At 50.7% G+C, this 14921-nt stretch carries 12 protein-coding genes; 9 read left to right on the top strand and 3 right to left on the bottom strand.

Annotation, left to right across the window (positions count from 1 at the left end; genetic code table 11):
* Positions 1 to 387: 387 nt before the first annotated feature.
* From AC2YIT_RS08925 to AC2YIT_RS08885, 9 genes are all read left to right on the top strand, one after another.
* Positions 388 to 1701 (top strand): peroxiredoxin family protein, encoded by a 1314-nt coding sequence (locus AC2YIT_RS08925; protein WP_487278953.1) that lies wholly within the window; start codon positions 388 to 390, stop codon positions 1699 to 1701.
* A gap of 386 nt (positions 1702 to 2087) precedes the next feature.
* Positions 2088 to 2543: a protein-disulfide reductase DsbD domain-containing protein gene (locus tag AC2YIT_RS08920; protein WP_487278952.1), complete on the top strand. Its 456-nt coding sequence runs from the start codon at positions 2088 to 2090 to the stop codon at positions 2541 to 2543.
* A gap of 19 nt (positions 2544 to 2562) precedes the next feature.
* Complete coding sequence (locus tag AC2YIT_RS08915) at positions 2563 to 3516, top strand: cytochrome-c peroxidase (protein ID WP_487278951.1); 954 nt, start codon at positions 2563 to 2565, stop codon at positions 3514 to 3516.
* A 120-nt stretch (positions 3517 to 3636) separates the two neighbouring features.
* Positions 3637 to 4251, top strand: a complete 615-nt coding sequence (locus AC2YIT_RS08910) for a TetR/AcrR family transcriptional regulator (protein ID WP_487278950.1) — start codon at positions 3637 to 3639, stop codon at positions 4249 to 4251.
* A 50-nt stretch (positions 4252 to 4301) separates the two neighbouring features.
* Positions 4302 to 5669, top strand: coding sequence for a TolC family protein (locus tag AC2YIT_RS08905; protein ID WP_487278949.1), 1368 nt, complete (start codon positions 4302 to 4304; stop codon positions 5667 to 5669).
* Positions 5670 to 5676: 7 nt separating this feature from the next.
* A complete protein-coding gene (locus tag AC2YIT_RS08900) occupies positions 5677 to 6720 on the top strand; it encodes an efflux RND transporter periplasmic adaptor subunit (RefSeq protein WP_430848518.1) in 1044 nt (347 codons plus the stop codon).
* 20 nt (positions 6721 to 6740) lie between these two features.
* Positions 6741 to 9827 (top strand): efflux RND transporter permease subunit, encoded by a 3087-nt coding sequence (locus AC2YIT_RS08895; RefSeq protein ID WP_487278948.1) that lies wholly within the window; start codon positions 6741 to 6743, stop codon positions 9825 to 9827.
* Between the two features lie 64 nt (positions 9828 to 9891).
* The gene (locus tag AC2YIT_RS08890; protein WP_487278947.1) at positions 9892 to 10782 is read left to right on the top strand and encodes a helix-turn-helix domain-containing protein; all 891 of its coding nucleotides are present in this window, start codon (positions 9892 to 9894) and stop codon (positions 10780 to 10782) included.
* A gap of 65 nt (positions 10783 to 10847) precedes the next feature.
* Positions 10848 to 11840 carry a quinone oxidoreductase family protein gene (locus AC2YIT_RS08885; RefSeq protein WP_487278946.1) on the top strand — a complete coding sequence of 331 codons (993 nt, stop codon included), beginning with the start codon at positions 10848 to 10850 and terminating at the stop codon, positions 11838 to 11840.
* Here the strand turns inward: AC2YIT_RS08885 and AC2YIT_RS08880 are convergent.
* From AC2YIT_RS08880 to AC2YIT_RS08870, 3 genes are all read right to left on the bottom strand, one after another.
* Positions 11830 to 12210, bottom strand: coding sequence for a hypothetical protein (locus AC2YIT_RS08880; RefSeq protein ID WP_430848510.1), 381 nt, complete (start codon positions 12208 to 12210; stop codon positions 11830 to 11832). The genes AC2YIT_RS08885 and AC2YIT_RS08880 overlap by 11 nt on opposite strands.
* A 202-nt stretch (positions 12211 to 12412) precedes the next feature.
* On the bottom strand, positions 12413 to 13186 hold the full coding sequence (locus tag AC2YIT_RS08875; RefSeq protein ID WP_430848508.1) for a LytR/AlgR family response regulator transcription factor: 774 nt from the start codon (positions 13184 to 13186) through the stop codon (positions 12413 to 12415).
* A complete protein-coding gene (locus tag AC2YIT_RS08870) occupies positions 13183 to 14382 on the bottom strand; it encodes a sensor histidine kinase (protein ID WP_487278945.1) in 1200 nt (399 codons plus the stop codon). Before AC2YIT_RS08870 ends, AC2YIT_RS08875 begins: the two co-directional genes overlap by 4 nt.
* Positions 14383 to 14921: the final 539 nt, after the last annotated feature.

Here is a 14921-nt window from a genome sequence, read left to right as displayed (position 1 = left end):
GAAGAAGGTGGCGGCGGACAGCTTAATTGTAAGATGGCACAAAGGTAACGGCACGCGGCGCTGTTTATCAAAACTTTAAAAACATAATTCGGGCACGTTGCCACCAGATGCTGACCTCGCATTATATGTATGCGTGCACGAATTTGGTGGTACGAAAAACGAGTTTATTCTACTTAGTCTATGAAATTTATAGATGATTAGAAATCGCTGTTTTATATTTGCTGCATGATTCAACGGCCGGTCACAAACCACCACCGACCCGCCGAAGATCCGGGCCAGTCCTGCAAAATGCCCTGGATTGAAAATGAGTCCTTCATACCGGAACGCCCGTGGTGGAGGACGATTACCAGCTTTTTCTTTTACAAAAACCTAAAAATTTCCAGTTGTATGAAAATCAACAACCAGATGAAAGCCGTGGCATTGGCAGGAGCCACATTGTTCGGCAGTGCAGCATTTGCAGGCGATGGTCCCGATGCCAAAGCGCCCAAGCAAGGCATATGGCGCGGCGAGTTTGTGATCAGCGAGACACACATTCCGTTTAATTTTGAATACAATGCCAAAGACAAAGACCACCCGATCCTGACACTCCTGAACGGCACCCGCCGCGACGATTTCAAAGTCACCAGACTCGGTGCCGACTCAATTTTTGTGAAAATGAATACCTACGACGCCGCGCTTGTGGCGAAGGTGGAAACCGACGGCAAGATCACCGGCGAGTACCGCAGCCTGGTGCCGGGCTTCCGCGGCAATGCGCTGCCATTCTCGGCCGAATACGGCAAAAACTACCGCTTTGTAGAACAAGGCAAAGAGCGGCCTACGAAGCATAACCTTTCGGGCAAATGGGATTTACAGGTTTTCAGTAAAGCCAAAATGCCTGATAATGTGGCGCTCCTGAAACAGGAAGGCAACAAACTGACCGGCGTGGTGATGTCCACGGTAGGGGATAGCCGGGAGCTGGAAGGCGTCGTGGAAGGCGACGAATTTGTGCTGTCGCACTTCTCGGGCCCAAACCCGCGCGTGTACAAGGGCAAAGTCAACGAGGACGGCAGTATTACCGGTGTGATCAGCTCGGGGATTTATGACAATACCAAATTCGAAGGCAGCAAGAACGATAAGGCCGAGCTTCCGGATCCTTATAAACTGACTTATTTGAAAGAGGGCTACAAAAAGCTCGATTTTACATTGCCTGACCTGGACGGCAAGCAGGTTTCCCTCAGCGATGACAAGTATAAAGGCAAGGTGGTGATCGTGGAGATCATCGGCACCTGGTGCCCTAACTGTACCGACCAAACGTCGTTCCTCGCGCCGTGGTACCGTGCCAACAAGGATCGTGGGGTAGAAGCGATTGCCATTGGTTTCGAGCAGAAGGACGATCTCGAATATGCCAAATACACGCTTGGCACACTGAAAAAGAAATATGGCATTGAATATGATATTCTTTTCGGCGGTATCGCGGATAAGAAAGTAGCTTCCGACAAGCTGCCTGCGCTCAACCGTATGATGGCTTTCCCGACTACGATCCTGATCGACCGTAAAGGCGAAGTGCGCCAGATCCACACCGGCTATACCGGCGAGATTACTGGCAAATACTTTGAGGATTACGTGGCGAAATGGAATAAGGATTTGAATGAGCTCATCTCTGAGCCGGTGCCTTCGGGTGTTAGTTCTGCGGAGGTTGGTACGACCAAAAGCTCGAAATAGGATTTTCGGTATTGTGACAGTCGTTGTTGTTACACCCCTACGGGATTGCAGAAACGGATTGGACCACCATTTTCTACCCATGTTACGTGCCTGACGGCGCTGGTCTGTAAGACGTCGGATCGCGTTAGCGATGTAATATTGGCAGCCAATCGAATATCGACCGTTTGGTGAAATGCCGTCAGGTATGTAACAACAATGCTACGGACTTGCGCATCGTCACATGATGGCGCAACGATCGTACTCCTATACAACACGAAAATACTTGGACTAAATCGTGAGTTCAACAAACTAGGTACGTGGTGATTTGAGACAACTGCAAGGCCGGCCCGGCAAGGTGTCGTGTGCTTTGCAGTTGTTTGATATTGCTTTTTCAAAATGATATTCCTATGATTTACAGAATTCTAATACTGATGCTGTGCTCAGCAAGCAGCGTTTTTAGCCAGGATCTGAAAGACATTTCCCGATGGAAAGTGAGCCTCTCGAAAACAGGGGCCAAACCCGGTGAGCAGGTAGAAGTGGTATTTTCGGCGGATATTGACAAAAACTGGAAGCTCTACTCGTCCGATTTCAAGGGTGATGTCGGCCCGCTCCCTACGGAATTTGCGTTCAACGCCAGCAACGCCTACCAGCTCGTAGGCGAGATACAGGCAGTGAAGCCACTCAAAGCCGTGGACCCGACCTGGGACAAGGCTTATACCTACTTCACTGACAAAGCTGAGTTCCGGCAGACGATCAGGGTGACCAGCGCAGGCGGCAAAGTTTCCGGGACGATCAAAGGACTTTTGTGTTCCAACGAAGACGGCCTCTGCGTGCCTTTCAAGGAGTCCTTTGAAGTACATTGATTTAAATCCAAGTTTTCAAATGGGTATTACAAAATGGCTGGCAGCCGTGCTTTGCGGCGGCTCGCTGGCATTCGTGTCGTTGCAAACCAACGAGGCATCAGTGGAGTTGAATACAAAGGAGGAACTGGGGGAAAAGCTGTTTTCCGACCCGATCCTCTCGCGAGGGCGGGCGATCAGCTGTGCTTCGTGCCATATCCCACAGTTTGCGTTCGCGGATACCGCGGCTTTCAGCATTGGCGATAAAGGTACGCGACTGACGCGCAACAGTCCGGCGTTAACGAACCTTTCGGGCCGGATCGATTTCTTTTGGGATGGCCGTGCCGGTTCGCTCGAAGAGCAGGCACTCGGGCCGCTCGCAACGCGCGATGAAATGGACTTGCCGGTGGACCAAGCTGTGGAACGCCTGAAAAAGGATGATTTTTACAGCGCCGCATTTCAAAAGATATTCAAAACCGAGGTTAATGCTAAAAACCTGCTCAGCGCCATTGCGGCATTTGAACGAACGCTGGAAACCACCGATACGCCTTATGATCGCTACCTGGACGGGGATGTCAATGCGATGTCGGCGGCTGCCGTTCGGGGCAGGATGCTGTTTATAGGCAAAGCCAACTGCGCCACCTGTCATTCCGGCGAGGATTTCACCGCCGACCGATTCAAGAGCATCGGGTTGTTCAATGGCAAAGAGCTGAATGATCCCGGCCGTTTTAAAGTGACCGGAGACAGCTCGCATATCGGCCTTTTTAAAGTGCCCGGCCTGCGGAACGTGGCCGTTACAGCGCCGTACATGCACAATGCCATGTTTAAAACTTTGCGGGAGGTAGTACAGTACTACAATACACCCGACAAATTTGTACGCAGTCCCATTAATCGCGACCTCTCGCTCGGCAGCTCGCTGAATCTTTCCGATAACGAGGTCGACGACATCGTAGCCTTTCTCGAAGCCCTTACCGACGACCGTTTCAAGCGTAAATAACTTTGCCCGCATATTCTTCTCCCGCTCATGGGTAGAATTCCGCCATTCCTCCCTTATTTTGATAAACAACTTGCATTTACTAAACAGTGTTTATTATATTCACATTGTAATTACAAAAGCATGGCGATTAAGGAAAGAAAAGAGCGGGAAAAGCAGGAAATGAGGAACCTGATCATTGAGTCGGCGACTCAGCTGTTTTTGAAGCAAGGCTACGATAAGACGTCGATTCGCAGCATTGCCGATGATATTGAATATAGTCCCGCTACTATCTACCTGTATTTCAAGGATAAAGACGAAATTTTCTTTGTGATTCATGAAAACGCGTTTGAGATTCTAGAAAAGCACCTGCGCCAGAACGATGTGATTGCCGACCCATTCGAAAGACTGGCCGCTTTGGGCAAAACGTACATTGAATTCGGTTTGGAGAACCCTGATTACTATGATCTGATGTTCATCATGCGCGCGCCGATGGAGCAGATCAAGAATGAGGAAAAGTGGAAATCCGGTGAATGTGCGTTCGGTTATTTGTTGACGACGCTTTCGGCTTGTCTGGAAGAAAATAGGATCAGGCAGGGCGATTTGTATGTGACGGCGATCCAGGTGTGGTCGTTTGTGCACGGGTTGGTTTCACTCTACGTCAGAGAACGCATGTGCATCCTGATGATGCCGGACGACGCTACACGGGAAATACTGTATAACTCATTCGATTTATTTTTAGCCAATCTGAAAAAGTAAAAAATTTTGCCATTCACTAAACACTGTTTATAAACTAAACATTACTTAAAATGATGCGATTATTGAAACCCATGCCGCGGCATTGGCAGTACCTTCTTGTGCCTTTGCTGAGCCTTTTCGCACCCGTTCGAGGGCAGGACGCGCATTTGCAAGGGTATATAGATCACGGCCTGCGTAATAATCAGGGGCTCAAACAGCAGCGCTTTATTCTCGAACGGAACCTGTTCGCGCTGAGGGAAGCAAGGACGTTTTTTTACCCCGAGGTCAATTTCAGTACTTCTTACCTCGATTCACGCGGAGGAAGGAAGATCAGCATTCCCATCGGTGATTTGCTGAACCCGGTATATAATTCACTCAATGAACTCACCAACTCGTCGGCATTTCCCAAAGTGGAAAACGTGAGCCAGACGTTCAATCCGCGGAATTATTACGACGCCAAATTCCGCACCTCTCTTCCGCTTTACAATGCGGAGATTACCTACAATACGAAGATCCGCAAGGAGCAGATTCATTTGCAGCAGGCGGAGGTCGACGTTTACAAGAGAGAGTTGGTGAAGGAGATTAAGTTGGCCTACTACGCTTGCCAGCAGGCCGATGAGGCTGTGCGCATCCTGGAAAGTGCGGTTTCGCTGGCAAAAGAGAATTTGCGGTTCAATCAGGCATTGGTTAAAAACGATAAGGCAATCCGCACGGTCGTAACCCGCTCGGAAAATGAAGTGGTAGGCCTGGAAGCAAGGCTGGTGGACGCGCGGAATCAATCCATTAATGCGAAAGCTTATTTCAATTTTCTGCTGAATAATCCGTTGGAAACCAGCCTGGAAATAGGTAGGCCGAGCGAATCGGAGGTTCTCGCGGATACGGCCGTGGCGGGTAGGAGAGAGGAACTAGCGAAGTTGGAATCGCTTTCGAAAATCAACGCATTATCCGGCCAGCTGGCGCGCGCGGGGGCATTGCCGAAGCTCTCTACGTTCATAGACCTTGGTTCGCAGGGTGACTTTGTGAATTTCAACCGGGATACCCGCTATTACCTCTTTGGCGTGACGCTCGACTGGCGGGTTTTTGCCAACAACCGCACGCAATACAAAGTGAAACAGGCTGAATTGGAACAAAAAGCTACCGGTGAGCAGATCAGCCAGGTAGAGCAACAACTTCAACTTCAAAACAAAACAGCAGCTAATACTTTTCAGTCGGCAGTGCTTACTTACCGGGCTGCCAAAAGTCAGACCGCATTATCACAACAATATTACCAGGATCAGCAGAAACTCTACCGGGAAGGTCAGTTGCTGTACATTGAATTGCTCGATGCCCAGAACCGGCTGATCAACGACCAGCTTCAACAAAGTATTTCCTATTTGAATGTCCAAACCCGTGCGGCAGAGCTGGAACGGGCCCGGGCGAGCTACTTATTCTCAAACTGAATTTGACATGAAAGCTACAACACATCCCATCATATACGCCTACGTGCTCGCAACGGCGCTACTGACCGCCGCATGCAAGGAGGAAAAGAAACCGGAGCAGACCGACGACACGATTCCGGTAAAAGTCATTAGTTCAGCCGCATTGACCCAGGCGCAGGCCGTAGAAACATCCGGATTACTGGGCTCTGAAAATGAAGCGCGTTTATCGTTCAAGATCGGCGGTATTATCAAGGATATTCTGGTAAAAGAAGGCGATAAGGTACGCAAAGGGCAGCTTTTGGCAACGCTTAACACCACTGAAATAGCCGCGCAAATGGGCCAGGCCGAAGAAAACTTCCTGAAAGCGCAACGCGATGCCCGCCGTGTGCAGAACCTGTACCGCGACAGCGTGGCGACGAAAGAACAGCTGGAAAATACCCAAACGGCATTGGTACTCGCGGAAAAGCAGCTCGATATTGTCAAATTCAATTTGTCTCAAACCAGAATCTTCTCCACTGCCGACGGCGTAGTGATGCAGAAATTGCAGAATGCCGGCGAACAGGTGCAAGGTGGCACGCCCATTCTGCATATCAGCAGCACCAGCAGCAGCGACTGGGTCGTGAAATGCGGCCTTACGGATAAAGATTGGGCCAGGCTGAAAGGCGGCGAGAAAGCGGAGATTAATTTCGATGCATACTCCCAGACATTTACGGGCCATATAAAAACCCTCGCGCAGGTGAGCGACCCGGTCTCGGGGCTTTACCAGGCAGAAATCACACTTGATAAACCTGCTGCCAAGCTCGCCAGCGGCCTTTTTGCCAAGGTACATATTTACCCGAAAGAAAAGACCAGTATGGTTTCCGTTCCCGTCGACGCATTGATCGAAGGGGAAAACGACAGCGCATTCGTGTTCGTGGCCGAAGGCAACAGGGCGCAGAAGAAGCGCGTGAAGATCGCATTCCTGGATGGAGACAAGGCATTTATCCTCGCGGGTATTGATGCAGGTGCGCGGGTGATCCGCGAGGGATCGGCCTATCTGGCCGAAGGATCGGCGATTAAAGTAGTTCAGTAACCTGTTTCACCGCAAAGACCATGAAATTACCTGAATTTGCTGTCAAAAATTACCAGTTTACCCTGGTGATATTCCTGGGGGTGCTGGCGCTGGGGCTTTACTCGCTCTTCACCATGCCCCGAAGCGAGGACCCCGACATTCACCCGCCGCAATTTACAGTGGTGGTAGTATACCCCGGTGCTAACCCGAAAGATATGGAGCAACTGGTGGTGGACCCGATGGAAAAGAAGATCAACGAACTCGATGATATGAAGCACGTGATCACCGACATCCGCGATGGTTTGGCTGTGATGCAGGTGATATACAAATACAGTTCCGATCCGGACGATAAATACCAGGAAGTGGTTAGGGAGATCAATGCACTCCGCTCGCAACTTCCGGCCGACATTGCCGATATCCGCATCAACAAACAGATCCCGTCCGATGTAAGCATTTATCAATATGCACTCATCAGCGAGAACGCAACTTACACGCAGTTGAAGAAGTATTCGAAGGATTTCAAAGAGCGCCTCGAAAAGATCAAAACACTTAAAAAGGTAGAATACTCGGGCATTCCCGAACCACAGGTGAAAGTGAGCCTGAACTTGCAGAAGATCGCGCAACAGCGGCTGACCCAGGACCAGATCGTGGGCGCATTGCAGAGCGAGGGCGTGAACATTCCCGGCGGGAGCATCAGCATGGCTACCAAAAAGCTCAATATCAAAACGAGCGGCAGTTACCGCACGCTCGACGAGGTGGCCAATACCGTGGTGTCGCGTTCGGATGGAAAGATCGTGTATCTCAAAGACGTAGCTGATGTGAAAATGGGCTACGAAGACGAAACGCACATTACCCGTTTGAACGGCTTCCGGTGCAGCTTTGTGAATGTGAGCCAGAAGGAAGGCGAGAACATCATTTCAGTGCGCGACCAGGTGGAGCCGGTTGTAGCGGAATTTCAAAAGACATTGCCTCCGAATATAGAAATGATCAAGGTGTTCGATCAGGCCAGCAGTGTGGATACCCGGTTGTCGCATTTCGCACGGGATTTTGGGATAGCCATCTTACTTGTATTGCTCACATTGCTGCCGCTCGGCACGCGGGCGTCGCTGGTGGTGATGATCTCGATCCCGCTTTCGCTCGCGATCGGTCTCACGATGATGAACCTGCTCGGGTACAATATCAACCAGCTCAGCATTGTCGGGATGATTGTGGCCTTGGGTATCCTGGTGGACGACAGCATTGTGGTTGTGGAAAATATCGAGCGGTATTTGCGGATGGGTTACGGCAAGGTGCAGGCGGCCATTCAGGCGTCGTCACAAATCGGCCTTGCGGTGGTGGGTTGTACGATCTTGCTGATCTTCGCATTCCTCCCGCTCGTGTTCCTGCCCGAGGGCGCGGGCGACTTTATCCGCAGTTTACCGATGTCGGTGATCACCACGGTATTCGCTTCAATGCTTGTGTCGCTGACCGTGGTACCGTTCCTGTCAAGCGTAATATTGAAACCGCACGCTTCGGAAGAGGGTAACTGGCTGTTGCGCGGCATGAAAAAAGGCATTCACAAGACCTACGGGAGCGTGCTCGACCGTGCACTGCATTGGCCTAAAACGACATTGGCGATTGCCTGTTTGATATTCGCCGGTTCACTGGCATTGGTGCCGCTCATTGGCAACAGCCTTTTTCCGAAGTCGGAGAAGCCGATGTTTTTGATTGACATTGAAACGCCGCAGGGTACCAACCTCAAAAAGACGAACGAGATCGCGCGCTATGTGGAAGGCGTTCTCAAACAGGAACCGCTCATTACCTCCTTTGCTACAAACGTCGGCAAGGGGAATCCACGGGTATATTATAATGTAGTGCAGCGGAATGAGAGCGAAAACTTTGCCGAGATTTTTGTGCAGGTAGAGGGACTTGAAACTGAAGAAAAAGTGGAGGTAATCGAAAAGCTGCGCAAAAAGCTGGAACGCTATCCCGGTGCCGAGATCAAAGTGAAAGACTTTGAACAGGGCCCGTTGATCGAAGCGCCGCTGGCCTATCGTATCTATGGTGAAAACCTGGAAGACTTGCGCAAAACCGCCTTCCGCGTCGCCGACTTGCTAACCAAAACCGAAGGTACCATTTACGTCAACAATCCGTTGCTGGTACAACCGACCGACTTACGCATCAACATCAATAAACAGAAAGCCGGAACGCTGGGCATTTCCTCGGCCGACATCGATCGTACGGTGCGGCTGGGAGCTGCCGGGCTGAACGTGGCCACTTTCCGCGAAGATGTGGGTAAGGCGGATAGCTACAATATCAACGTGTCGGTGCCGCGTAACGCAGCCATTCAGGATTATAGTGTTTTTGATAAGCTGTATGTTACCTCGGCATCAGGCGCAAGCATTCCGTTGAAAAACATCGCGACCATTGAAATGGAGAGCTCGCCGAACCAGATCCGGCATTACGACAAAGACCGCTACGTGACCGTTTCGGCATTCGTAAAGCCCGGCTACAATGTGCAGAAAATGAACGATGCCATTACGGCGAAGCTCAACCAGTTTAAATTTGAAAAAGGCCAGCATTTCAAAGTGGCCGGCGAGAAAGAGAGCCAGGAAGAAAGTTTCGGCGGACTGGGATTGATCATACTCATTACCGTTTTCGGTTTCCTGGGGGTGTTGATACTGGAATTCAAAACCTTCAAAAGCATTCTCATAGTACTGTCGGTAATCCCGCTGGGAATCGTGGGTGGTCTGGCGATGCTCTTCCTGACAGGCGAGACGCTCTCATTCACAGCCACGATCGGCTTCATTGCATTGGTGGGTATTGAAGTGAAGAACTCGCTGCTGGTAGTCGATTTCACCAACCAGCTCCGCGAGCAGGGCAAGAGCATTGAAGAAGCCATTATCGAAGCCGGCGAAATCCGTTTCGTACCGATATTGCTCACTTCTATGACCGCGATCGGTGGATTGCTGCCGCTTGTGATCGAGTACAGTGCTTTGTATTCACCGCTGGCATTGGTACTGATCGGCGGGCTGATCAGCTCTACGTTGCTGTCGCGTCTGGTGACGCCGGTGATGTACAAGCTGTTGCCGCCGAAGGTTGAACAAAAGGCCGTTGTGGAAGAAACCGAGCTGGAAGCAGCCTATTAATAACTCGCCGCGCGGGTTTTTCGGGTGCGTTTTTTATTTTGCAGGAATCGAAATGTGAGCTATCATGAGGATTTCCTATCAGAATGAACCGCTTTTTCCCGGAAAACCCGCTCCGGTTTTTACGGGCCGGACGCTTTACAGCCATTATGAGCAGTCGGAAACTACTTTAATGCATGGTGTTCATTGGTTTGATTTTCAGACAAACGTGGGCCATACGTTAAATGTGAGCTACACGGCGAGTTTTTACAAAATGGTGCTGTGCATTGCCGGCGAATCGAGGTCGGTGCCGAGGCATTCGCGGGAATACGGTTTCCGGACCGGGCAGGCGCTGTTTTACCGGACGGAAGAGGAGCCCTACCAGGCTACGTTACCAGGTAACACGGGTTTTAAAGTGATTCACCTGCACCTTTCGGACACGCACGTGGCGATGCTGCAACGCGATGCGCCTGCTGTTTTCGAGAGAGAATTACAGGTAATAACCCTGTCTGAGGATTGCTCCCAGTCATTTTTACGGCTCAAAAACCTTTCGCGGGAAAGCCCCGGCTTGCTTAGCCTCTTTCAGGAGAAGCTCATCACCGAACAACTTTTCAACCTCGCGTCGCTCGCGCTCCCGCGTACCCCGCGCTCCCGTGGGCAAGCCATTTTAGAGGAGGCCGTCTGGCATATTCACCGCGCCGAGCGCTTTCTTACGATCGCCGAGCTTTCCCGGCTGACGGGTACCAACAGCTTTCGCCTGAAACAGCTTTTTCGCGAACAATTACGCACCTCTGTTTTCCAATATCAATGCGACCTCCGCCTCGAACGCGCCGCGAAATTGCTGTCGGAGACGAATTTGGATATTTCGGCCGTTGCTTTCCAATGCGGATATGAAAGCGCTGCCGCTTTTTCAAATGCTTTTGTAAGAAAATACAAGGTTCGGCCTGTGGTATTCAAAAACTCCCGTTTGCACAAATAGCGCTCCCTGACGCGCAAGTACCCCCGCGGTCGATGCCCCGACATTTGCTAAAAAATCAAAAAACTATGAAAGCAAATGTAATTACCGCCCACGGGCCGGCGCGCGAAGTGTTCGCGATGCAACAGGTGGCGGATCCGGTTCCAACCGCGAATGACCTCATTTTAAAAGTATTGACAACCAGCGTTAACCCGCTCGATTGCCGGATTCGTAACAAGGCTTCTGTTACCAGGCATTTCCCGCTTACGTTGGGTTTCGATGTTTGCGGCACCGTGGTCGAAATGGGCCCGGATGTGACGGGCTTCGAAATCGGGGATCGGGTAATCGGTTCACCGACGCCCTTTCGCAACGGTGCCAATGCGGAATACGTGGCTATCGATCATCGCTCATGCGCACTGGCAGGCACACTCGCGGATGCAACGGCCGCAGCCATACCTTTGGTAGGGATCACCGCTTATGAGGCATTGTTCGATCGGCTGCGGGTTCGGCCAGGCGAATGGGTCGTCATTCATGCCGGTGCCGGTGGCGTAGGGCACCTGGCCATTCAACTCGCCAGAAATGCCGGGTGCAGGATAATCACCACCGCAAGCCGCCCCGAATCCCTCGCTTTTTGTGCCGATGAGCTGGGAGCAGACCATGTGCTGAATTACAAAACGAATATCACCGATGCTGTTATGGACATTACCGGAGGCCAGGGAGCTGGTTTGATCATGGACAACGTCGGAGCGGATTGCTTCTCCCATAGCCTTAGCTACGTTTCGCATAACGGCCACATTTGCACGATATTACCGGTTGCCGTGGGCGAGCAGCAAGGTTATCAGCTATTGTTGAAGAACATCACGCTAAGCTATCAGTTTATGGGCGGCCGCCGGCGCCATAATGCCCCTGAGCAGGATAACCACCAGGGACAAGTATTGCAAAAGCTGGTAGAAATGGTGGAAGCCGGCCAGCTACGGCCGCACGTTTCAAAAATTTACGATTGGCACGACCTCGCTCAGGCGCATGAAGAAATGGAGCGAGGGCATGCAACAGGCAAGCTCGTGGTGCAGGTCACAAATTAACCAACACCCGCTTGCCGGAATTTTGCCGGGCAATGCCTTGTCGGGTAACCTTGTTGAGGGCCCGGCCAATTCCTTTCGTGAAACCTTCGCCGATTTCGGCATAGGCGAGATCTGTGTTTTCAATGATCAGTTTGTGGGCCAGTTCGTCGTAGCTCCATTTCATACCGGCCATTTTCTGGTCGCTGGTGGCGGTTTCCGAGATGGAGCTGCATGCATTCGCGTGGTTGGCAGGGGCGAGGCCCGCGTACCATTTCCAGAGTATGATTGCAGCTGCAAAAGCAACGATGAAGATGGCCTGGCGTTGCCCCTTACTGTTGTGGAGCGCGGCTGATACCGCTGAGGTCAAGTTGGTAGTAGATTTGAAGAGCATGGCTAACGGATTTAATTACAATTGAGTGTCGGGGATGACTACCCGCCCGGAGCTACCCGCCTGGGGCTACCCGCCAAAGGCCGGAAGCTATCTTGTCCGACAAATTTGTACTCGAAATCGTTGAAATGGGTACGAAAAATGTCTGATCTGGACTTTTTATTATTTAAAGCGTGCATTTCAAATCGTGAACCGTATTGCCTGCTTAACCCATTTTGGTGATAAAGGCCTTGATATTGTCGCGGTAACCACGAGTCCATTTCACTTTTTCACCGGTGGACAAATGGATGATGTACTCGCCGTTGAAGTACGTTTCGAGCTCAGAAATGAAGTTCATGTTGACGATGTTCGACCGTCCCACGCGGATCATGACCGACGGATCGAGACGGTTTTCGAGACTGCCGAGGCTTTCATAAACGGTGTAAACTTTCTTTTGGGCCGTGTATACGGATATGTAATTACCGTCGGCCGAGAAATGCGTGATATCGTCCGTTTTGACCAGGTACATTTTGCCGGCTTCTTTCACCAGCAACCGCTGCAAATAGTTCTCCTCCTTTTCTTTCTGGTCGCGCAGGAGGCTATTTACCAATTCCTCGATCCGCGGCTGCGACTTTTGACTAAGCCGCTCTTTCAACCGCCCGAGCGACTGGTGGAAGCGGATCTCGTCGAAAGGTTTCAGCAAATAGTCAATCGCATTCACCTCGAATGCACGCAGCGCATATTGGTCGAATGCGGTGGTGAACACGACGAACGGCTGGTGGTGCGGCCAGACCTCGCGCAGCACCTCGAATCCGTCGAGCTCGGGCATTTGAATATCCAGGAAAATGACGTCGGGGCGGTGTTGGAGTATTTTCACCACCGCTTCCGGGCCATTAGCGGCTTCGTCGGTGATTTCAATGGAGTGGTCGTGCTGTACAAATGTCCTGATTACGTCCCTGGCCAGCACTTCGTCGTCAATGATCAGACAGCGGTATTTCATAGTTTTTCGGGGTTATTGTTATTTGTTTCACAGCCGTCCGCGGTCGGTTGCCGGCGCTCAAAGAAGAGCGTTACCGATGTACCTGCACCCACCGGCTGGTCAAATTCCAGTCGGGCATTTGCGCCGTAGGCTTGTTGAAGCCTTAGTCGTGTGTTTTGTAAACCAAGTCCCATTCCTTTCGACGACTTCCGTGACGCAGCGCCAATGCCGTTATCGTAAACCGTTACCTGCATGCCCGAGGCACTCACAGCACTGGTAATGCGTATCAGCGCGTTGGTTTTGATGTCGGAAATACCGTGAGTAATGGAATTTTCTACGATCGGTTGCAGGATGAGTTGCGGCACCGGGTAAAGTTCCGACGCCGGGTCGATGTGGTATTCGACTTTCAGGCGGTCCTGAAAACGGATTTGTTGGATATCGAGGTATTGCCGGGTGAGTTGCAGTTCCTCCTGCAAGGGAATGAAATCGGCCGACTGGTTCACGAGCACCGCGCGCAGGAGGTCGCTCAGTGTGGTGATCATGAGCGTCGCTTTGCGGATGTCGTTTTTGACCATCAGACTTACCACGCTATGCAGCGTGTTGAAAAGGAAATGGGGGTTGAGTTGCATTTTGAGCGATTGCAACTGCGCATTCGCCAGTTGACCGCGCAGCTGCTCGTTGTGCAGCTCGGTCTCGAAGTTCTGCTGTTTTAGTTCCTGGTAGCGATAAATGTAGGATACCTTGTTGAAACCGACCACCAGCAGCAGGTATTGACCGAAACTCGCGGTATAGCCGATAAAAAATGAAAACAGGTAGTTTTCCAACGGCACCGATTTACCCACCGCACGGTACATGAGCGGGTTGGTAATGTAATAATGCAGGATGTTGATGAAGAGATTGAGAAAAGTAACGATCGCCAGATGCACCAGGATAGGTCTCAAAATAGAAGAACTTTCGCGAACCTTGAATGCGATCGGGACTTTGATGGCTGCATACAGCACCAACGGGCTCGTGGACCACCAGAAAAGACCGTCGAGCAGCCATATAAACATTTCGTGAGGCTGCATTACCACCCCTTCCTTCAAAAGCCACAGCATCATAAGCTGACCGAACGTTATCACCGCGAAAATGCCCCAATAACAGAAGGAATACCACCAGAACTGCCCGACAGACAGCGGGAGCCTGGATTGTTCCAACATACGTTTTAAAAAGGTCATGACAGGATGGATGATCGGAAAACCATAAGGAGGATTTCAGGGTAAATCTAACGGTCCGCGGCCTGGATGCAGCCCGTATTTACGCAAAGCGGGCGAATCATTATCCGAAATACATTGTAGCTGTCCGATCCGTTAGGGGGCGAAGGAAAGGGTTATGTGCTTATTTTTAGAAAAAATGTTAAAATTTTTGCTTTGAAATTTTGTTGTTTAATCGATTAAATCTACATTTGGATACACTGTTTCCTTATCGCCGATTAAAGTATCAGATATTAAAAACATAGGTGCTTAATATTTCCTCCTGCGACCGGACACAGTTCCGGTAAGCTATTTAAGTACCCGATACCATCACAGAACAACCTGACTAAGACAAGTATCACTCGACATTTGTTTAATAAGTTGCTTAATCGTTTAAACATAAAGATATAGTTCAAACATAGCTTGTATTCATTGCCATGTAGGCATAGGTTCCGTAGATGACATCCCATCGACGGCGGCGCGGACTCTTTTTTGCTTACGTATATATAATATCGTTCGGTCAT

It is taken from the genome of Dyadobacter sp. SRI_021 (assembly GCF_057586235.1).
This window is presented reverse-complemented; position numbering and strand designations above follow the sequence as displayed.

Bases quoted from the DNA above. Each gene is read 5' to 3' on its own strand.
- AC2YIT_RS08885 (WP_487278946.1), top strand. From the start codon at position 10,848: ATGAAAGCAAATGTAATTACCGCCCACGGGCCGGCGCGCGAAGTGTTC.
- AC2YIT_RS08915 (WP_487278951.1), top strand. From the start codon at position 2,563: ATGGGTATTACAAAATGGCTGGCAGCCGTGCTTTGCGGCGGCTCGCTG.
- AC2YIT_RS08870 (WP_487278945.1), bottom strand. From the start codon at position 14,382: ATGACCTTTTTAAAACGTATGTTGGAACAATCCAGGCTCCCGCTGTCT.
- AC2YIT_RS08890 (WP_487278947.1), top strand. From the start codon at position 9,892: ATGAGGATTTCCTATCAGAATGAACCGCTTTTTCCCGGAAAACCCGCT.
- AC2YIT_RS08895 (WP_487278948.1), top strand. From the start codon at position 6,741: ATGAAATTACCTGAATTTGCTGTCAAAAATTACCAGTTTACCCTGGTG.
- AC2YIT_RS08880 (WP_430848510.1), bottom strand. From the start codon at position 12,210: ATGCTCTTCAAATCTACTACCAACTTGACCTCAGCGGTATCAGCCGCG.
- AC2YIT_RS08905 (WP_487278949.1), top strand. From the start codon at position 4,302: ATGATGCGATTATTGAAACCCATGCCGCGGCATTGGCAGTACCTTCTT.
- AC2YIT_RS08920 (WP_487278952.1), top strand. From the start codon at position 2,088: ATGATTTACAGAATTCTAATACTGATGCTGTGCTCAGCAAGCAGCGTT.
- AC2YIT_RS08900 (WP_430848518.1), top strand. From the start codon at position 5,677: ATGAAAGCTACAACACATCCCATCATATACGCCTACGTGCTCGCAACG.
- AC2YIT_RS08910 (WP_487278950.1), top strand. From the start codon at position 3,637: ATGGCGATTAAGGAAAGAAAAGAGCGGGAAAAGCAGGAAATGAGGAAC.
- AC2YIT_RS08925 (WP_487278953.1), top strand. From the start codon at position 388: ATGAAAATCAACAACCAGATGAAAGCCGTGGCATTGGCAGGAGCCACA.
- AC2YIT_RS08875 (WP_430848508.1), bottom strand. From the start codon at position 13,186: ATGAAATACCGCTGTCTGATCATTGACGACGAAGTGCTGGCCAGGGAC.